At 73.5% G+C, this 19,325-nt stretch carries 16 protein-coding genes; 9 read left to right on the top strand and 7 right to left on the bottom strand.

Annotated elements, in window-relative coordinates; translation table 11 throughout:
• Window positions 1–31 precede the first annotated feature (31 nt).
• Window positions 32–478, top strand: a complete 447-nt coding sequence (locus ACN28C_RS21070) for a PRC-barrel domain containing protein (protein WP_422774751.1) — start codon at window positions 32–34, stop codon at window positions 476–478.
• Here the strand turns inward: ACN28C_RS21070 and ACN28C_RS21065 are convergent.
• Together ACN28C_RS21065 and ACN28C_RS21060 are read right to left on the bottom strand one after the other, a co-directional pair.
• A complete protein-coding gene (locus ACN28C_RS21065; protein ID WP_422769256.1) occupies window positions 454–1,380 on the bottom strand; it encodes a universal stress protein in 927 nt (308 codons plus the stop codon). The two genes, ACN28C_RS21070 and ACN28C_RS21065, sit on opposite strands and share 25 nt — an antisense overlap.
• 182 nt (window positions 1,381–1,562) lie before the next feature.
• Complete coding sequence (locus ACN28C_RS21060; RefSeq protein ID WP_422769255.1) at window positions 1,563–2,336, bottom strand: potassium channel family protein; 774 nt, start codon at window positions 2,334–2,336, stop codon at window positions 1,563–1,565.
• A gap of 227 nt (window positions 2,337–2,563) precedes the next feature.
• Between ACN28C_RS21060 and ACN28C_RS21055 the strand changes: the two genes are divergently transcribed.
• The 7 genes from ACN28C_RS21055 to ACN28C_RS21025 all read left to right on the top strand — a co-directional run bounded on the left by ACN28C_RS21055 (window position 2,564) and on the right by ACN28C_RS21025 (window position 12,168).
• A complete protein-coding gene (locus tag ACN28C_RS21055; RefSeq protein WP_422769254.1) occupies window positions 2,564–2,770 on the top strand; it encodes a hypothetical protein in 207 nt (68 codons plus the stop codon).
• 186 nt (window positions 2,771–2,956) lie between these two features.
• A complete protein-coding gene (locus tag ACN28C_RS21050; protein WP_422769253.1) occupies window positions 2,957–3,622 on the top strand; it encodes a histone deacetylase in 666 nt (221 codons plus the stop codon).
• A gap of 188 nt (window positions 3,623–3,810) precedes the next feature.
• On the top strand, window positions 3,811–6,597 hold the full coding sequence (gene lanKC, locus ACN28C_RS21045) for a class III lanthionine synthetase LanKC (protein ID WP_422769252.1): 2,787 nt from the start codon (window positions 3,811–3,813) through the stop codon (window positions 6,595–6,597).
• A gap of 44 nt (window positions 6,598–6,641) precedes the next feature.
• On the top strand, window positions 6,642–6,770 hold the full coding sequence (locus tag ACN28C_RS21040) for a SapB/AmfS family lanthipeptide (protein WP_422769251.1): 129 nt from the start codon (window positions 6,642–6,644) through the stop codon (window positions 6,768–6,770).
• Between the two features lie 76 nt (window positions 6,771–6,846).
• A complete protein-coding gene (locus ACN28C_RS21035; RefSeq protein ID WP_422769250.1) occupies window positions 6,847–8,763 on the top strand; it encodes an ABC transporter ATP-binding protein in 1,917 nt (638 codons plus the stop codon).
• Window positions 8,760–10,628 carry an ATP-binding cassette domain-containing protein gene (locus ACN28C_RS21030; RefSeq protein WP_422769249.1) on the top strand — a complete coding sequence of 623 codons (1,869 nt, stop codon included), beginning with the start codon at window positions 8,760–8,762 and terminating at the stop codon, window positions 10,626–10,628. The genes ACN28C_RS21035 and ACN28C_RS21030 overlap by 4 nt, the downstream gene beginning before the upstream one ends.
• 61 nt (window positions 10,629–10,689) lie before the next feature.
• Complete coding sequence (locus tag ACN28C_RS21025) at window positions 10,690–12,168, top strand: carbamoyltransferase C-terminal domain-containing protein (RefSeq protein ID WP_422769248.1); 1,479 nt, start codon at window positions 10,690–10,692, stop codon at window positions 12,166–12,168.
• 8 nt (window positions 12,169–12,176) lie between these two features.
• On the opposite strand, the gene ACN28C_RS21020 is transcribed toward ACN28C_RS21025, so the two are convergent.
• The 3 genes from ACN28C_RS21020 to ACN28C_RS21010 all read right to left on the bottom strand — a co-directional run bounded on the left by ACN28C_RS21020 (window position 12,177) and on the right by ACN28C_RS21010 (window position 14,409).
• Window positions 12,177–12,776 (bottom strand): response regulator transcription factor, encoded by a 600-nt coding sequence (locus ACN28C_RS21020; RefSeq protein ID WP_422769247.1) that lies wholly within the window; start codon window positions 12,774–12,776, stop codon window positions 12,177–12,179.
• A 180-nt stretch (window positions 12,777–12,956) separates the two neighbouring features.
• Entirely contained in the window at window positions 12,957–13,544 is a 588-nt protein-coding gene (locus tag ACN28C_RS21015; RefSeq protein WP_422774750.1) for a LuxR C-terminal-related transcriptional regulator, read from the bottom strand.
• 250 nt (window positions 13,545–13,794) lie between these two features.
• Entirely contained in the window at window positions 13,795–14,409 is a 615-nt protein-coding gene (locus ACN28C_RS21010) for a hypothetical protein (protein ID WP_422769246.1), read from the bottom strand.
• Window positions 14,410–15,252: 843 nt separating this feature from the next.
• On the opposite strand from ACN28C_RS21010, the gene ACN28C_RS21005 reads away from it, so the two are divergent.
• Window positions 15,253–16,470, top strand: a complete 1,218-nt coding sequence (locus ACN28C_RS21005; RefSeq protein ID WP_422769245.1) for a PLP-dependent aminotransferase family protein — start codon at window positions 15,253–15,255, stop codon at window positions 16,468–16,470.
• Window positions 16,471–16,554: 84 nt separating this feature from the next.
• Here ACN28C_RS21005 and ACN28C_RS21000 read toward each other — a convergent pair whose 3' ends face one another.
• Window positions 16,555–18,135, bottom strand: coding sequence for an asparagine synthetase B family protein (locus ACN28C_RS21000; protein WP_422769244.1), 1,581 nt, complete (start codon window positions 18,133–18,135; stop codon window positions 16,555–16,557).
• Between the two features lie 5 nt (window positions 18,136–18,140).
• Window positions 18,141–19,064 (bottom strand): hypothetical protein, encoded by a 924-nt coding sequence (locus ACN28C_RS20995; RefSeq protein ID WP_422769243.1) that lies wholly within the window; start codon window positions 19,062–19,064, stop codon window positions 18,141–18,143.
• Window positions 19,065–19,325: the final 261 nt, after the last annotated feature.

Genomic DNA, 19,325 nt, shown 5'->3' with positions numbered 1-19,325 from the left:
ACCGATGGTCCGGCAGAGGAGGACGATGACGATGGACATCCGACCGTTCGCGCCGTGGGTCTGGCGGGACCCGGCCCGGTTTCCCTGGAGTGACGGCCCCCCGGACGAGGCCGGGACGTCCGCTCCGGAGCCGAACAGCGCCCTCGCCGACGAGCGGGCCGCCACCGGCCTGACGGGCTACGCCGTCGAAGCCGTCGACGGGGGCATCGGCTCGGTGGACGAGGCCTCCACCGAGGTGGGCAGGGCCTACCTGGTGGTGGATACCGGGCCATGGATCTTCGGCCGCAAGGTGTTGCTTCCCGCCGGGACCGTGGACCACGTCGACCACGTCGAGCGCAAGGTCTACATCGACCGCAGCCGGGAACAGGTCAAGGACTCCCCCGAGTACGACGCCGACACGTTCGGCACGCCCGAGTATCGGGAGCAGGTGGCGGCCCACTACACCGACACCTATCAGAACGATCCGCCCCGGGACTGAGCCGACGTTCCCTGGCCCTGCCGGGTGATCGCGACCGGGCAGCCGGCGTGGTGCAGCAACGCCTGACTGGTCGAGCCGAGCAGCAGGCCGGCGAAGCCGCCGTGCCCGCGCGAGCCGACGACGGCCAGCGCGGCACCCTCGGCGGCGTCGAGCAGCGCGGGCGCGGCGCTCGCCTCCACCAGCCGCTCCTGCACCGGCACGTCGGGAAAGCGGCGGCGGCGCGGTGCGAGCGCGTCCGTCAGCAACTGCCGGGAGGCGGCCAGATGCGCCTGCCGGTGCTCCTCCGGCACCAGGGCGAGCGCCGCCGCCTCACCGGGGCCGGTCGGCAGCGGCGTCCCCCAGGCGTGCACCGCCAGCACCCCGGTACCGAGGCGGTCCGCCTCGGCGAACCCGAAGGCCAGGGCCGCGTCGGACGCCTCGGACCCGTCGACGCCGACCACCACCGGACCCTCCGATGCCTCGGTCCGGACCACCACGGTGGGGCAGCGGGCGTGACTCGACACCTGGACGCCGACAGATCCGAGGAGCAGCCCGCTGAACCCGCCGAGACCCCGGGAGCCGACGACCACGAGCCCGCCGACCGGCGCGGCGTCGATGAGGGCCTGGGCGGCGCCACCGACCCGAAGCTCCGTGCGTACCTCGACTCCGTCGGCGTAGCGGCCCGCGCGCTCCGCCGCCGCCCCGAGGATCGCCTCACCCGCCCGCACGTAGTCGTCCGGGCTGACGCTGGCCGCGGTCACCGCGGCAACCGGCATCGCGGGCACCGGCAGCGGCACGGCGTACGCGTGCACCAGGCGGAGCGTCGCTTGGGTGTGTCTCGCCCGGGTGGCGGCCCACCGTAGGGCGAGATCGGCCTCGGGCGACCCGTCGACCCCTACCACGATCTGCTCGGTCGCATCCATTCTGGCCCTCCTCGCTCGCCCCGGTAACTGCCGCGACGGTGTGGACCGTCGCACCGTACCGGGCGCGGCTGCCTGGCCGGCTCTTCCGGGTACCAGCCTCCCGGATTCTGCCACCGCCCGCACGGGGTGACGGTCGGGCGGTACCGCGCCGCGCCACGGGCGACGCAATTGCCGGCCGACCGTCACCCCGGATCCGCCGAGCGGACGGGTTCCTGCCGTTCGTCGGCGATCCGGCGCAGCGTCGTCACCTCGGCCCGCAGGTCCTGCAGCTCGGTCAGCAGGCGCTCCACGTCGCCCTTGGTCGCCTCGGTCGAGCGCTCGCTCGTGGAGATCCGGTCGACGATCCAGGTCGCGAGGGATCCGGTGACGAAACCGATCAGCCCGATGCCGCCGATCATGAGACCGAGCGCGACCAGCCGTCCCGCCGTCGTGGTCGGATAGAAGTCGCCGTAGCCGACGGTCGTGATCGTGACGACGCCCCACCAGAGCGCCTCCGGATAGCTCTGGATGTTGCCGTCGGGGCTGCCCCGCTCGACGTCGAGAATCGCCAGCGCGCCGACGGCGACCAGCAGCACGGTGGTGGCACCGACGTAGACGGCGAGCCGGCCCCGGGTCCAGGCCTCCGCGCGGCGGTTGAGGACCATGAGGGCCGTCACCAGGCGCAGCATCCGCAGCGGACGCAGCACGGGCAGCGCGAGGACGGCCAGGTCGAAGAGGTTGGACCGGAAGAACCGCCAGCGGTCGGTGCTCAGCACGAGGCGGACCAGATAGTCGAGGCCGAACAGTGCCCAGATGACCAGGTTGGTGATCTCACAGGCGACCGCCAGGGCCGGGGAGAGACCGGGCCGCAGGATCGGAACGGCGTACACCCCGATGAAGAGCACGGCCAGCACGGTCAGCGCTCCGGCCGTCCGCCGTTCCCACCGGTCGAGCTTGCTGTCGGAAGCAGAGGACATGACGGCCAGCATGCCCGATCGGGGCGATCCGGACCACGTCCCGCCGGGCACGACGAGTCGCGACAACGGGGCCGACCGTCCGCCCGGTGCCCCGCGACCTGTCGCGTTTGCACCCGATCGGGCCGTGGGTATGAGGTGCGGCAACAACCTGGCGGGCCGGCGGCATCGTCGACGTCGACCGCCGGACACCGCCGGGTCGGTCCGTCCACACCCCCGAGGAGGCTCTCATGCGTTACGGATCGATAGGTGGCGTCATCGTGCTTGTCTGGCTGATCATCGGTGCCATCGCAGCCGGACAACGCGGATATTTCGACCGGAGCAACGACAACTGCGCCGAGGTCGGCACCACGGTCGTCACGGTGGTGGCCGGCCCGCTCAACTACATGGGGTTGAACCCCGAGATCGAGTGTGACGTCCCCGAGCCCTCGCAGTGATCCCAGCCGGTCCGGACCTGCACCCGGCATAGTCCGCCAGACACACGTGCTTTCCGATCAGTTGGTTGGACGGCTTCGTCGGCGCGGCCGCTCGCCTGCGCCGACGGAGCCCGCCGCAGGGGCCGGGCAGGCCCGACGGCCCGGACCGGATCGGGCCGGCGGGTCGAAACCGACGCAGGATGACTCATGGCCCGACCCCCCGAACCGATCCCGATCAGACTCGATCCCGGTCCGCGCACAGCCCTCGACCCGGTCTGGCTCGACCCGGTCTGGTACGCCGCGTACGGCTCGAACCTTGATGCCGCACGGTTCGCCTGCTATCTCGGCGGTGGGCGCCCGACCGGCGGCTTCCGCGATCACCCCGGCTGCCGGGACAGCACCCCGCCCCGCACGGACCGGCCGGTTCTGCTGTCCGGCGGTCTCTACTTCGCCCTCGAATCCCGGACCTGGTCCGGCGGCATGGCCTTCTACGATCCGGAGTTGCCCGGCAGCGTCGCGGCGCGGGCGTACCTCCTCTCCGCCGACCAGTTCGCCGACGTCGCCGCCCAGGAGATGCACCGGTTGCCGGGCGGCCCGCTGGACCTGATCGCCGCGGCGGTCGCCACCGGCCGCGCCAGCGCCGGTCCGGGCCGGTACGAAACCGTGGTCTGCACCGGCATCCTGGACGGGCGCCCCGTACTCACCCTCACCGCACCGTGGCGGGCCGGCGACGTGTCACCGAACCCGCCGGCGCCGGCGTACGTCGCGACCATCGCCCGTGGTCTGCGCGACAGCCACGGCTGGACCGACGATCAGGTTGCCCGCTACCTGGCCCGTTGCCACGGCGTCCCACAGGCTCCGCCACCGGCGTGACGCCATACCCGGGGCGAAAGCATAGATGGCAGTCACTTGGCTGCGTCGCCCTGACATTTGTCATAGGTACCCGTGCGTGACGCACCGCGAGGGATGACTTAACACACTAGTAACAGCCCGGACCCGACCAGGAGACTCGGATGCATCGATGAAAGCGCCACCCAGGGATCGCCCGAGGAGCCGCGACGATGGACGAGAGATACGACGCCTACTGCGCCGTCGACCCCCTCTTCTACGACGCTCTCGGCACCACCTCCGCCGCCACCTCCGGATTCGTGATCGCCGACCGACCGGTGCCGGCCGGCTGGCAGCGCGAGCCGAGCGACGACTGGCTGGTCTACGGCCCCGAGGACGGCACGCTTCCCCAACAGGGCTGGAAGATCCACGTCTCGGCCTGCCTGGACAACGCCGACCGGGTCCTGGAGAACGTCTGGGACTACTGCGTGCCGCGCGGGATGTCCTTCAAGTTCCTGCGCGGCCCGCGGATGCTGCTCATGCGCAACTCGAAGTACGCCCGGCGTGGCTCCAGCGGCAAGTTCGTCACCATCTACCCCCGGGACGAGGCCGAACTCGAACTGGCCTGCAAGGAACTCGCCGAGCGGCTGAGCGGGGAGGCCGGGCCGTACATCCTCAGTGACCTGCGCTACGGCGCAGGCCCGGTCTACGTCCGGTACGGCGGCTTCGCGGCCCGGTACTGCGTCGGCCCGGACGGCCAGGTGGTGCCCGCCATCGAGGACGCCACCGGGACCCTGATACCGGACCGACGGGACCCGGTCTTCCACGTGCCGGACTGGGTGGCCCTGCCGGAGTTCCTCGACCCGCACCTGGCCGCCCGGAACGCGACCACCACCAGCGACCTGCCGTACCGGATCGAACAGGTGATCCACTTTTCCAACGGCGGCGGCCTCTACCTCGGTCGGGACACCCGGACGGACGCCCAGGTCGTGTTGAAGGAGGCCCGCCCGCACGCCGGGCTCGACGCCACCGGTACGGACGCGATCAGCCGGCTGCACCGCGAGGCCGAGATGCTCCGTCATCTCGCCGACGTCCCGGGGGTCACGCGCGTGCACGACGAGTTCACCCTCGGTGACCATCACTTCCTCGCGCTGGAATACGTCGAGGGCCGGGCGCTGAACAAGGTACTCGTCGAGCGGTATCCGCTGGTCGACGCGGACGCGACCCCGGCCGAGCTGGCCGACTACACGGACTGGGCGCTGCGCATCCACGCACAGGTGCAACGGACGGTCGAGGCGATCACCGCACGCGGCATCGTCTACGGTGACCTTCACCTCTTCAACGTCATGGTCGGTCCCGACGACCGGGTCACCCTGATCGATTTCGAGGTCGCCGCCCCGGTCACCGAGGCGACCCGACCCGCGCTGCGCAACCAGGCGTTCGCGGCACCCCGCGACCGGACCGGTCCGGCCGTCGACCGCTATGCCCTGGCCTGTCTCCGGCTCGCCCTGTTCCTGCCGCTGACCCAGATTGTCCGGCTCGTCCCGGCCAAGGCCGCACACCTCGCCGACGTGATAGCAGGACACTTCCCGGTGCCGCGCGACTTCCTGGACGCGGCCGTCACCGAGATCACCGGCGCGATCACCGGCGCGATCACCGGCAAGCCCGAAGCTTCCGGCACCGGACACACCGTCGTTCCCCGCACCGAACAGCGCGTCGCCGACACCGGTACGCGGCGGCGGAGCGGCGTGGCCGAGGCGATGCGCGGAGTTGAGGACTTCGGCACCGACACCTCCGCCGATCCCTCGGCCTGGCCGAGGCTGCGCGACCGCCTCGCCGGCGCGATCGTCGCCAGCGCGACACCCGAGCGCGACGACCGGCTCTTCCCCGGCGACATCGAGCAGTTCCGCACCGGGGGCCTCAACCTCGGTCACGGCGCGGCCGGCGTGTTGCACGCGCTGCGGGCGACCGGCGCGGGCCGCTTCCCGGAGTACGAGGACTGGCTGGTCAAGCGGGCACTGGATCCCGAACCCGGCACCCGCTGCGGCTTCTACGACGGGTTGCACGGGGTGGCGTACGCCCTGGAGCACCTCGGCCGGCGGCAGGACGCCCTCGACGTGCTCGACATCTGCCTCGGAGAGCCCTGGGAAGAACTCGGCGAGGATCTGGTGAGTGGGCTCTCCGGCATAGCGCTCAACCTCGCCGAGATGGCCGGCCGGACCGGTGAACCGACGCTGCGGCAGGCTGCCTGGCGCGCCGCCGCACTGGTCGCCGACCGGTCGGCCGACGGCGCCGGTGCGCCGGCCGGAGGCGACACCGCCGGCAGCACCGGCGCCGGGCCGCAGATCAGCGGCGGGCGGCACCCCTACGCGGGACTGACCCGGGGGCGTACCGGCCCGGCCCTGATGTTCCTCCGGCTCTACGAGCAGAGTGGCGACACCGCGCTGCTGGACCAGGCCGAGCGGGCCATCCGACACGACCTGCGCCGGTGCGTCCTCCGCCCGGACGGTGCGCTGGAGGTCAACGAGGGCTGGCGGACCATGCCGTACCTGGCGCACGGCAGTGTCGGCATCGGACTCGTACTCGACCAGTACCTGCGGCACCGGCCGGACCCGGAGCTCACCGAGTCGGCGAGGGCCGTCCGGCGAGCCGCGCGGGCCCCCTTCTACGCGCAGTCCGGCCTCTTTGCCGGACGGGCCGGCATCATCGCCTATCTCGCCATCCGCGCGGCCGACGGCGGCGGGCCGGGCGGGGCGGTTGGTCACGGTGGCGCGGGGACCGACCGGGCCGACGACCGCGCCGAGCTGGACCGTCAGGTACGGCGGCTGGCCTGGCACGCGCTGCCGTACCGGGGTTTCCTCGCCTTTCCCGGCGAGCAGTTGCTGCGGCTCTCCACGGACCTGGCCACCGGTAGCGCGGGCGTGCTGCTCGCCACCGGGATGGCCCGGCACGACGAGCCGGTGACGCTGCCCTTCCTCGCGCCGCTGACCGGCGCGACCAGACTCCCCTCGCTGCCGTGAGGGGTAAACCGAACGACCGACAGATAGGAGGAGGTGAACCAACCATGGCGCTTCTGGACCTCCAGGGGATGGAGCTGACCGACCGCACCGGCGGCGGTGGCGACACCGGCGGTAGCCGGGCGAGCCTGCTGCTCTGCGGCGACAGCTCGCTGTCCGTGACGACCTGCAACTGATCAGGTCGGCATCGGGGCCCTGGGTGGGCAGACGTCCCCACCCAGGGCAACCCGTGTCGGCAGGAGGGTGGTACCCGTGACCGCCGACGGCGACCGGCTGCTCCGGCAGGCGATCACGTACGGCGGCGGCTGGACCGTCGCCCTCGGCGCCGCCGCGCTGCTCGGCGCGGCGGCCGAACTGCTGTTGCCGGCCGCCCTCGGGCTCGCGGTGGACGCCGCGCTCGGCGAGGCGGACCGGCGGTGGCCACTGGCCGCCTGCGGACTGGTCGTGCTGATCGTCGCCACCGACACGGTGAGCAACCTGGCCAGCGGCGCCGGCACCGCTCGGACGACCGCCCGGATTCGGCACCGCCTGCTGCGGCACGTTCTCGCGCTGGACCCACGCCGCGCCGCGCACTACCCGGTGGGTGACCTGGTCGGCCGGCTGGCCGGTCAGGCCGCGGACTCGGGGCAGGCCGGCAGCACCGCCGTGATCGGGTTGACCGCCGCGCTCCCCCCGCTGGGCAGCGTGGTCGCGCTCCTGCTGCTCGACTGGCGCCTCGCCGTCACCTTCGGCGCCGGACTGCTGCTGCTCGCCGCCGGACTGCGGGCCTTCCTCACCGACGCCTCCGCCGCGGCCGCCGGTTACCTCGGCGTACAGGGCCGAATCGCCGGGCGGCTGGCCGAGGCGCTGCACGGTGCGCGCACCATCGCCGCCGCCGGCACCGCACACGCCGAGATCGGCCGGGTACTGGCACCGCTGCCCCTGCTGCGGACGCACGGCACCCGCACCTGGACCACCCTGGCCAGCGCGTCGGGCCGAACCGCCGCCATCGCACCGCTGCTGCAACTGGCGGTCGTCGCCGTCGGCGGCTGGTCGGTGGCCGAGGGCCGGCTCACCCCGGGGCAGCTCTTCGCCGCCGTGCAGTACGCCGCGCTCGGCGCCGGCCTCGGCAGCATCGTGGCCACCCTGAACCGGCTGGTCCGGACCCGGGCCGGCGCGCATCGGGTTGCCTCGGTGCTGGCCGAACCGCCCCGGTCGTACGGGACCGCGACGCTGCCCGCCGGCACCGGCCGGCTGGTGCTGGCCGGGGTCACGGTGCACGGCGCCGACGGCCGGCCCGTGCTGGACCGGATCGACCTACGGGTGCCGCCCGGTGCCACCGTCGCGGTGGTCGGCCCGTCCGGATCCGGAAAGTCGACCCTGGCCGCGGTCGCCGGACGGCTCCGTGACCCCGACGCCGGTGACGTGTTCATGGACGGGATGGCGCTGCGCCGGCTGAGCCCCACCGCCCTTCGGCACGCCGTCGGGTACGGCTTCGAGCGTCCGGTCCTGGTCGGCGAGACGATCGCGGAGGCGATCACGTTGGGCTCAGCGGAGGAGGACGGCGACATCGACACCGCCGACGAGCGGTCCGGCGCCGGGCAGTCCGGCGTAGGGCAGTCCGACGAGCGGTCCGGCGTAGGGCAGTCCGGCGTAGGGCAGTCCCCTTCGGGACGGTCCGGTGCCGGGCGGCTCGCCCGCCTGGCCCGGGCGGCCGCGATCGACGAGTTCGTGGCACGGCTGCCGGACGGCTACCGCAGCCGGCTCGACGAGACGCCGATGTCCGGCGGTGAGGCGCAGCGGCTGGGTCTGGCCCGGGCCCTGCGCGCCCACCGGCTGCTGATCCTCGACGACGCGACGTCCAGTCTGGACACCGCCACCGAACACCGGATCGCGGAGGCGGTCGCCGCACACCCGGATTCGCGTACCCGGCTGGTGGTGACGCACCGGGTACACACCGCCGCCGGAGCCGACCTGGTCGCCTGGCTGGAGGCCGGCCGGCTGCGCGGCTTCGGCCCACATCGGGAGCTGTGGCGGGACCCGGACTACCGGGCCGTCTTCGCCGGCTCGGCACCATCCCACCCCGGGTCGACAGACCTGCCGGCACCATCCCACCCCGGGTCGACAGACCTGCCGGCGCCATCCCACCCCGAGCCGGCAGCACCCCACCCCGAGCCTGCGGCCCGATGAAGAACGTCGTCCGGTTCACCGCCGCCACGCTGCGCCGCCGGCTCCGCCCGCTCGGCCGGCTCGCCGGCTGGTCGGCCGCCGAGGCGCTGCCGGCGTTGCTCGCCGGTCACCTGACCGCCCGCGCCGTGGACGAGGGGTTCCTGGCCGGACGGCCCGGCGTCGGGCTGGCCTGGCTGGGCGTACTGGCCGGCGCGGTCGGGATCGGCGCATTCGGCACCCGCCGGGCATACGCCTGCCTCGGCGACGTCGTCGAGCCGTTCCGGGACGAGCTGGCGGAGCGCGTCGTCACCGGGGCACTGCTCCGGTCGACCGCTGCCGGCGCCCGGCCGGAGACCTCGGCGGTGGCCCGGCTGACCCATCAGGTGGAGATCGTTCGGGACACCTTCGCCGGCCTGGTGATGGTGGTACGTGGCTTCCTGTTCACCGCCGGAGCGGCTCTGATCGGGCTCTCCTCGCTGACCCCGGTCGTCGCGGCCGTGGTCGCCGTACCGCTGCTCGCCGGGCTGGTGCTCTTCGCCGCCGCACTTCCGGCGATGGCCGGCCGGCAGCGCGACTACGTACGCGCCGACGAAAGGCTCGGCGAGGCTGCCGGTGCCGCGTTCGCCGGCCACCGCGACGTGGTGGCCTGCGGAGCGCAGGAGTTCGTTGCCGGGCGGGTGGGCCGGCAGGTGGACCGGCAGGCCGGCGCCGAACGTGCGCTGGCCCGGATGGCGGCGCTACGCAGCCTGAGTCTCGCGGTCGGTGGCTGGCTGCCGCTCGCCGTCCTGCTGCTGGCCGCCCCATGGTTGGTCCGGCGCGGGCTCACCGCCGGTGCGGTACTCGGCGCCCTGGTCTACGTCGCCACCGGGCTCCAGCCCGCGCTGCACGCGCTGGTGCAGGGCGTGGCCAGCGGCGGGCTCCGGTTTGCCGTCACCCTGGAACGCATCCTCACCGCCACGGCGCCACCGCCCGCCGGGACGCCACCGCCCGCCGGGACGCCACCGCCCGCCGGGACGCCACCGCCCGCCGGGACGCCACCGCCGGCCACCCCGCACGCCGGGACGGCACCGCCGGCCGATCCGGACGCCGGGCCGGCACGGCGCGGTGTCGAGCCGGTGCCGCTCGCCGCCGTCCCGGCCACGGGCGGTGGTACGGCGGCGGCGGTGCCCTGGGCCGAGTTGCGCGGTGTCACCTTCCGGTACGGTACCCAGGCCCGCCCGATCCTCGACGGCTTCGACCTGGCCCTGGCCGAGGGAGCTCACCTGGCGGTGGTGGGGCCGAGCGGCGCCGGCAAGTCCACCCTGGCCGGACTCCTGGCCGGGCTGCTCCGACCGGAGGCCGGAACGGTGCGACTCGGCGGGGTGCCGGTCGGCGGGGCGGATCCGGCGGTCCTGGCCCGGCACCGGGTACTCATCCCCCAGGAGGCGTACGTCTTCACCGGCACGCTCCTGGACAACCTGCGCTACCTCCGCCCCGACACGCCGCACGGCCAGGTGGAGACGGCGGTGGATGGCCTGGGCCTGCGACCGCTGGTGAGCCGGCTCGGCGGGCTGGCGGCGACCGTGGACCCGCCGACGCTCTCCGCCGGTGAACGGCAACTCGTCGCGGCGGTGCGGGCGTACCTCTCCCCCGCACCGCTGGCGATCCTGGACGAGGCGACCTGTCATCTGGACCCGGTGGCCGAGGAGAGGGTCGAGCAGGCCTTCGCCGCCCGCCCCGGCGCGTTGGTGGTGGTCGCCCACCGGATCAGCTCGGCGCTGCGCGCCCGGCACGTCCTGATCCTGGACGGCGGATGTCCGATGCGCGGCCGGCACGACGAGTTGCTGGCCCGCTCGGCGACCTACCGGGAGCTGGTCGGGCACTGGCAGGGCCAGCCGGCGGCCTGAACGCCACCGGACGGCGTTTCCGGCGTTTCCGCCACGACCGACGCCATATAGAGTCGCCTCGATGCAAGCCACGCACGTCCTCGGCCTCAGCGCGCTGTCGCACGACGCGTCGGCGTGCGTGGTGCGGGGCGACGAGATTCTCTTCGCCGGCCACGCGGAACGCTACTCACGCCGGAAGAACGACCCCGACCTCTCCCCCGGCCTGCTTGCCGAGGCGCTCGCCTTCGGCCGCCCGGACCTGATCGCCTGGTACGAGCGCCCGCTACGGAAGAAGTTGCGACACATCCGGGCCGGCCAGTTCCGGCATGCCGTGGCGACCTCCGACCTACCCCACCGCCACCTGGCCCGCCTGGGCCTGCCGGAGCTGCGCGGCGTGCCGATCCGGTACGTCGGCCACCACCACTCGCACGCCGCCGCCGGGCACTTCACCAGCGGCGAGCGGCACACCGCCGTCCTCACCGCCGACGCGATCGGCGAGTTCGAGACGCTGACCCTGGGCGAGTTCCGGGACGGGGACTACCGGGTCTTCGCCCGCTGCCGCTACCCGCACAGCCTCGGGCTGCTCTACAGTGCCTTCACCCGGCGCTGCGGATTCAAGCCGAACGAGGAGGAGTTCATCGTGATGGGGCTGGCCGCCCTCGGCCGCCCTCGGTACGTCGCGCAGATCAGGGCCGACCTGATCGAACCCACCCCGCCCACCTTCCGGCTCCGCCGCAACGTGCACCGGGGCATCGGCGACTGGCAGCCCCGGGCCGATCCGGCGGACCTGGCCGCAAGCATCCAGGTGGTGACCGAGGAGATCCTGCTCGGTGCGGCCCGCTGGCTGCGTGGCCGGGTCGACGCCGCCACCCTGACCGTGATGGGCGGGTTGGGCCTCAACTGCGTCGCCAACGAACTCTTGGCCCGCCGCAGCGGATTCGACCGGATAACCCTGCTGCCGAACCCGGGCGACGCCGGGTCGAGCCTCGGCGCGGCGGCTGCCGTCCTCGGTCACCAGCTCAACTGGACCGGGCCGTACCTGGGCACCCTGATCGAGGGCGACTATCCGGTCGCCGGGCTGGCCGAGGCGCTGGCCGCCGGGGCGGTGGTCGGGGTGGCGCGGGGGCGCGCCGAGTTCGGTCCCCGGGCGCTGGGCAACCGCTCGCTGCTGGCCGATCCCCGCGGCCCGGAGAGCCGGGACCGGGTCAACCGGGTGAAGGGACGGGAGCCGTTCCGTCCCTTCGCCCCGGTGGTCCGGCAGGAGGTCGCCGAACGCTACTTCGACATGCCGGTAAAGGCGTCGCCGTACATGCAGTTCACCGCCAGGTGCCGGGATCCGCGGGCGTTCCCCGGCGTCGTCCACGTGGACGGGACGTCCCGGGTACAGACCGTGACCCGGCGGCAACATCCGGGCCTGTACGACCTGCTCGGCGAGTACGAGCGGAGGACCGGCTGCCCGGTACTGCTCAACACGAGCCTCAACCTCAAGGGTGAACCGCTGGTCAACGACGCCGCCGACGCCCGCCGGTTCAGCAGCCGCACCGGCGTGCCGGTGCTGTGATCCGCCCGTCAGATCCAACCCCTCTCCCGGGCGATCCGGATCGCCTCGATCCGCGTACGGGCGCCGGTCTTGCCGGCGATCCGGGAGAGGTGGTTGCGCACGGTGCCGGCGGACAACGACAGCTTGCTGGCGATCTCCACCACCGGCCATCCCTCGGCGGCGATCTCCAACACCTCCACCTCCCGCTCGGTGAGCGGGTTCTCCCTGCTGAGCGCCGCAGCCACCAGATCCGCGTCGACCACGGAGCCCCCGCAGGCGAGCCGGCGTACCGCGTCGACCACCCGTTCCGGGGCGACGTCACTGCCGAGGAACCCGAGGCGCTGGCAGCGGGCACGCAGCGCGTTTCCGAGCATCCGGGGCCGACGCGGATCGACCAGCACCAGGACCGGCGGCGGTTCGGACGGCGCGATCCCCCCGGAGAGCGCCGCCGCCCCGAAGAGCTTGATGTCCGTGACGGCCACGTCCGGGCGCTGCATCCGCAGCGCCGCACCGATGTCCTCGGCCCGGTCGACCTCCGCGACGACCTCGATGTCCTTCTGGGTGGTGAGTACGAAGGCCAGGGCCCCGCGGATGAGGGCACCGTTCAGCGCGAGCAGCGTTCGAATCACGTTCCCCCCTGCTACATGTCATCACTAGATCACCCCGCGTGAACATTCAAACATGGGCACGTCGAGTACGCCCGTTGGAGCGACCGGACGGCCGGCGCGGGTCGCGCGCCGGCCTCTCCCGCACCCGGCCGCCGGACAATATCGGCCGCGGGCTGCGGGAGCGCGGGCCCGGGACGGTCCTCAGATCCATCCCGCCTGCTGGGCCTGCCGGACCGCCTCCAGCCGGTTGCGCGTCCCGGTCTTGCGCATGATCGCCGAGAGGTGGTTACGCACCGTTCCGTGCGCCAGGAAGAGCCGGCGGGCGATCTCCTTCAGCGGCAGACCCTCGGCGGCGACCCTGAGCACCTCCAGCTCCCGTCTGGTGAGCGGGCTGTCCGATGGCTTCAGCGCGGCGACGGCGGCCCCCGGGTCGAAGACCCGCTCGCCGAACGCCACGGCGCGGACCAGGCGGGCCAGTTCCGCAGGTGGCAGGTTCTTGTCGACGAAGCCCCGGGCACCGGCCCGGATCGCCCGTTGCAGCGCCTCCGGCGTGAGCTGCGTGCTCAACGCCAGGACGGCGCTGTCCGGCGCCTCCACACCCAACCGCGTCACCACGTCCAGCATGTCGGCACCGGGTAGCTCCATGTCGACCACGACGACGTCCGGACGTCGTCGCCGGGAGACCGCCACCAGCTCTCCGGGGTCGTGGAGGTCCGCCACCACGTCCAGGTCCTCCTCACTCGACAACACAGCTCGCAACGCTCCCCGTAACAAACCCATCTCCTCCACGATCACAATGCGGATCACGAGGTCACTCCGATCTCGGTACACAAGTCAGCGACAGCCTCGGCATCCGGACGGGGCCGCCGTCCGGTTCCGATCACGAGCACGACTGGCTACGGCACGCCGGCCAGGCCCGGGTACCTCGACGGGTACGGTGGGCCCGCATGTGCCGACGTGAGGTTCCACCGGGCCGGCCGGGAAGGGCCCACCACGGTGGTGACGGAGTGCGACCGTCAGATGCGGTCGCCGGAGCCGGTCAGCCAGGCAACGCTGGTACGCCGGGCGTCCGGCCCGCAGGGGCGACGTCCTCGTACGGGGCGAGCGACGGGACTCGTGTGGGCGGCTGCCAGCTGACCGTGACCGGCAGTGCGACGGCCTGTCCACCGCCGGACGCCGCCGGACCGGCCCGGTTGGTGCCGGCTCCGGTGTCGAAGGGCGGGTAGGGGACGGAGGTCGGCCCCGACGGCTCGCTCCGGAGGGTCGCGCGTGCCGCAGCCCGAGCACCGCCCGCGGGGCCACCCGCATCCGATGGGAACGACTGCGCTGACGGCGCGAAGAACCCGGCTGGCGGTTCGGCGGAGAGGAACGGTGCTGCCGCGTCCTGGCCCAGGGCCGGCGTCGGCGCCATCGGTGGACCCGTGGCGGCGGGGATGACGGCCGCCACGACCGGCGGCGGCACGAACATTCGCAGCGAGGGCTCCTCGCCGTGCGGTGCGTCGGCGACCTCTGCGACGTCGCCGACGACGTCCGGCACGGTCCTCACCAGACCCGGCACCCCTTCGACCAGCGGTGGGACGGTCCCGACGACCACGGGGACCGCTCCGACGACCGCCGGCGCGGCTCCTACCACCGCCGCCGCAGTGCCCACCACCGCCGGCACGGTGCCGACCGGGCCTGGTGGTCCGCCCCGGTGCGGTGCCGGCGCGAAGGCGCCCTGCCCGGACCCGGACCCGGCCGCCGGACGGTCCCCTACCGGGCGCGAGGAACCGGCGCCTCCGGAACCGGCCTGCACCGGGGCGCGCCCGGGACGATCCACCGCACGGGCACGCTCGGGACGATCCACCGCACGGGCACGCTCGGGACGATCCAAGACACGGGCACGCTCGGAGTGATCCGCCGTACGGACACGCCCGGAGCTGTCCGCCGCGCCGGCACGTGCCGGACCGGACGTCGCCCGCTGCCGCTCCGGCGTCGCTTTCCGGACCGCCGGTGTCGCTTCCCGAGCCGCCGGTGTCGCTTTTTGAGTCAACTGAACGTGACCAGCGACCACTTCGGACAACTCCGACACACCCGACCCCGGCAACGAGCCGAGCGGTGGCCGACCCGCCGGTATGGTATTGCGGTCGGCGAGCGCCGGGCCGTCCAGCGTCGCGAGCAGGAGGTAACCGACCAGCGCACCGCCACCGATGAGGACCAGTCTGGCCAGCAGCCGGGCGACTCGCGGCCCGGTGGCTCGCGGCCGGATCCCGGCCGGCACGCGCTGGACCGCTGGCAGCACGACCATGTAGCGACGACGCTCCTCAGTAGGCGGACAGAGACGAAAGCGTAACGCAGTGTCTATCACGGCGCACCCTCGCACAGCGGCGCCGGCTCGCGGACCACCCCGGAGTGGGTTCGTTCACGCCGCCGTGCGGACGGAGAGCGTCAGCGGGCCGGGCCGGCCAGGGGCGACGGAGCGTCGTGCAGGGGCCGGAGCGTGACTATCGTGGGGCGCATGGTCGTACCCCGCCCGTCCGGACTGCCGATCGTGCAGTTCCGGAGCCGGGCCGGGACCATCGATCTCGGCTGGGGCCACCCGCATCCGGCAGCCCTCCCCGTCGAGGCCTGGACGGACGCGAGCCATTCGGCACTACGCCGCTACGGCGGTGCCGCACTGACCTACGGCCACACCACCGGGCCGGGGCCGCTGATCGAGTGGCTGTGCGAGCGGCTGGGCGAGGTGGACGGCGCGGCGCCCGAACCCGGTCAGGTCTTCGTCACCGCGGGCGCGTCGCACGCGCTCGACCTGGTCGCCGCCGTCCTCTGCCGGCCGGGCGACGTCGTACTGGTCGACTCTCCCACCTACCATCTCGCGCTGCGGATCATCGCCGACCACCGGGTCGACACCGTCGCGGCCCCCGCCGACGAGGAGGGGATCGATCCGGACGCCACCGCCGAGCTGCTCGCCCGCATCACCCGGAAGGGGCGTCGGGTGGCGATGCTCTACCTGGTGCCGACGTTCAACAACCCGACCGGGCGCTCCCTGCCCGCCGGGCGCCGGGCCGCGCTGCTGGCGGTGGCCGCCAGGGCCGGCGTACCGGTGGTGGAGGACGACACCTACCGGGAACTGGCCTATCCGGCTCCGGCGCCGGCCTCGCTCTTCAGCGGCGCGGAGCCCGGTACGGCGGTCCGGATCGGATCGTTCGCCAAGAGCGTCGCGCCCGGGGTGCGGCTCGGCTGGATCACGGCCGCCCCGCCGGTCGTCGCGGCGGTGGCCGCGCGGGGCTGTGTGGACAGCGGCGGCGGGGTCAACCATGCCAACGCGTTGACCCTGGCCGAGTTCGCGGCGCTCGGCTGGTACCGGCGGCACGTCGAGGCGATCCGGAGCCGCTACCGCCGGCAGCGCGACGCCCTGGTGGCCGCGGTACGCGACGAGCTGCCCCAGGCACGGTTCGCCGTGCCGGACGGCGGCTGGTTTCTCTGGCTGCGGCTGCCACACCCGTACGCCGGCACGGAACTCCTGCCACACGCGGAGGCCGCCGGTGTCTGCTACGTACCCGGCCGGCAGTTCTTCGTGACCGACACCGGGCACCGCTACCTACGGCTGTCGTACTCGATGTGCGATCCGGAGACGCTGACCGAAGGGGTACGCCGGCTGGCCGGGGCGTACCGGGCGGCGGGCCTGCCGGTCGGGTCGGCCCCGGGGCCGGCGGGCGACCCGACGCCCGGCTGACTGCGGACGAGTCGACCGGACGGCCCGACCGGACGGCAGACGAACCGACCGGACGGCAGACGGACCGACCGGACGGCGGGAGGGTCAGTGCCGGCGGCCGGCACCGGTCAGGCGGCGCAGCGCGGGGCCCACCGTCCATCTCGCCATCCCGGCCAGGTCGCGGGCGTGTTCGAGGACATCGGGCCGGGCCGCACCGCTGGCGACGGCGCGGTCCAGGTCGTGACCGCAGCGCACCAGTACCGTGTCGAAGTCCCGCCGCACCGGTGCGAGCGACTCGTAACCGAACGCCCGGTACTGGCGGGCGAAGAGCGCCCGGTACGCCCGCACCGCCTCGCCCAGCCCGGACGCCCGGGCCATCGGCTTCCTCGGCCGGTCCCGGACGTACTCCGGCAGGTGGTCGGCGTGGGCGTGCCGGAGGATCCAGCTCCGCCGGTCGCCCCGCAGCTTCAGCCCGGCCGGCAACCGCATCGCCAGCTCGACGAGGGCGAGGTCCAGGAACGGCAGTCGAGCCTCCACCCCGTGGCCCAGGCCGGTCCGGTCCAACCGCTGGAGGCTGGTCCGGTACAGGTTGCGGAGCCGGTGCCGGAAGAGCCGGTCGGCGGCCTCCCGGCCGACCTGCGCCGACTCCGGCCCGCCGCCGAAGAGGTCGTCGGCGCCGTCACCGGTGAGCACGACCCGGATCCCGAGATCACGGACCCGCCGGAAGAGCGGCACCGAGACCACCGCGTCGATCAGGTCGGCATACTCGGTGAGTTCGGAGATCCGGATGGCCGCCCGGACGTCGTCGAGCCGGACGTCCCGGGGCTGCACCTCGATCACCTCGTGGTGGATCCCGAGGTCGGCGGCGAGCCGGCGGGCGTACCTCGTGTCCTCGCTCTCCGGGGTGCCGATGGTGAACGCCACGCAGTCGTGGTGCAGCTCCCGCACGTGCAGCAGGGTGAGCGCGCTGGCCAGTCCGCCGGAGAGTAGTACCCCGACGCTGAGGTCGGTGTCGACCCGGACCCGGATGCTGTCCCGGAGCGCCTCGCGGACCAGCGTCGCCGCCTCGTCGGGGTCGCGGACGGGCACCTGCCCGCTGCCGAGCCGGGCCAGGTCCAGGTACGGCACCAGGTCCGGACCCGTGCTGGCGTCGGCCCAGCCGTGCTGCCCGGGTGGCAGCTCCGTGATCGGCGCACCGACCGGCACCAATGCCTTGACCTCGGACGCGATGTGCAGCCGGCGCAGGTGGCGCGACCAGTAGAGCGGCCGCACCCCGAGCGGGTCGCGGGCGAGGTAGAGCCGGTCGGTGAAGGTGTCGACGACGACGAAGGCGAACTCGCCCCGTAGCCGGGTGACCGCCTCCGGTCCCCAGGCCAGGAAGGCCTCCAGCACCACCTCGGTGTCGCTCTCGGTGCGCAGCGGCCGGCCGAGCCGGTCGAGTTCGGCGGCGAGTTCCCGGTGGTTGAAGATCTCGCCGTTGTAGCAGAGCAGCCAGCGCCCGTCGGCGGAGCACCACGGCTGCACCGCGCGCTCCCGGTCGACGACCCGCAGCCGCTGTACGCCGGCGAGCAGGTCGGGGCCGAGCCGGGTCTCCGCCAGGTCGCCGCGCGGAGTGAGCTCCGCCATCATCCGGTGGAACGTGCGGCGGTCGGCGCCGGAACCGAGGACAAGGACGATGCCGGACATGCCACTCAGCCTCCCAGTGCGGTCAGGAAGTCACGGCGCAGCCGGCTGGCGGCGCGCGGACTGACGCAGACGTGCCAGCGCTGGCCCTCGTCGATCACGTTCACGTCGCCCCAGCCCTGCCGCTCGCGGAGCAGGGCGGCGAGCATCCCAGGCGCGTCGAACCGGCGCAGCCAGGACATCTCGAGGTCCATCGCGTAACCGAGGCAGTGCCCGCTGGGCAGCATCGCGGCGTATCCGAGCGCCCGGAGCCGGTGCTGGTGTTCGAGGCTGCGGGCGAGGCTGGTCACCCGCAGTGCCGACGTCGGCCCGGGCCGCCGCCGGGCGAGGTCGGCGGCGAGCTGGTTCAGCAGGGCCACCACCTCGGGCCGGGCACGGGTACTCGGGGCCCCGCCACCCGCCACCGGTGCGCTCCGCACCGCTGCCCGGGTGGCCCTGTGCAACAGGTGACCGGCGGGGCGGGGGCAGCGGAACCGCAGCAGGTCGGTACGCCGGAGCGAGTCGAGGTCGACCAGCTCCGCCGAACCGTGCAGTTCGGCGTCGGTCGAGTAGCCCGGCAGGTGCCCCCACCACATGATGTCGATCCGGGAGAGCAGGTAGATCCGGATCAGCCCGGAGAGGTTCCGGGCGCTGTCACGGCTCTTCCGCCGGTAGTCGCGGATCTCCCGCCCGAGCCGCGAGGCGGCGTCGACGGCACCGCCGGGCAGGGCACCGAGCACCGTCGCGAAGTCGGGGCCGGTGAGCCGGTCGGTCAGGGTCCGCTCCAGCCGGGGCAGATCGTCGGCGCCGGAGGCCGCCTCGTCCCGCAGGTCCCGCACCGCGGCCCGATACCTGACCAGGTCGGACAGGGAGGCGAGGCCGGTGGGGCCGGAGTGCTGACCGGTCGGCCGGCTCATCGAGCCGACGCTCCCGGCGACATCTTGGCTGGGCATCTGCGGCCTTCCAGATCCGGCGTGATCCCGTTCAACGCCGCCGGTTTTGACCGTAACACCCGTTAGGGGTGAGAGATGGTGATTGCCGCCGAGCGCGCCGACCGGGTGGCCGGAGTGCCGACCCGCGGTGGCCTGCCGACCCGATCCGAACATCGATCGACGTCTTGTAACGTTTTAGGTCACCCATTGACGAATATAGATCAAACTCTTAACGTACTCGACAAGCTTCTCGCAACCACCAACCGCTCACTCCGATCGCGT

It is taken from the genome of Plantactinospora sp. WMMC1484, from assembly GCF_049315195.1.
Lineage (GTDB): Bacteria > Actinomycetota > Actinomycetes > Mycobacteriales > Micromonosporaceae > Plantactinospora.
Note: the sequence above shows the minus strand (reverse complement) of the source record. Positions and strands in the feature narration are given on the sequence as shown.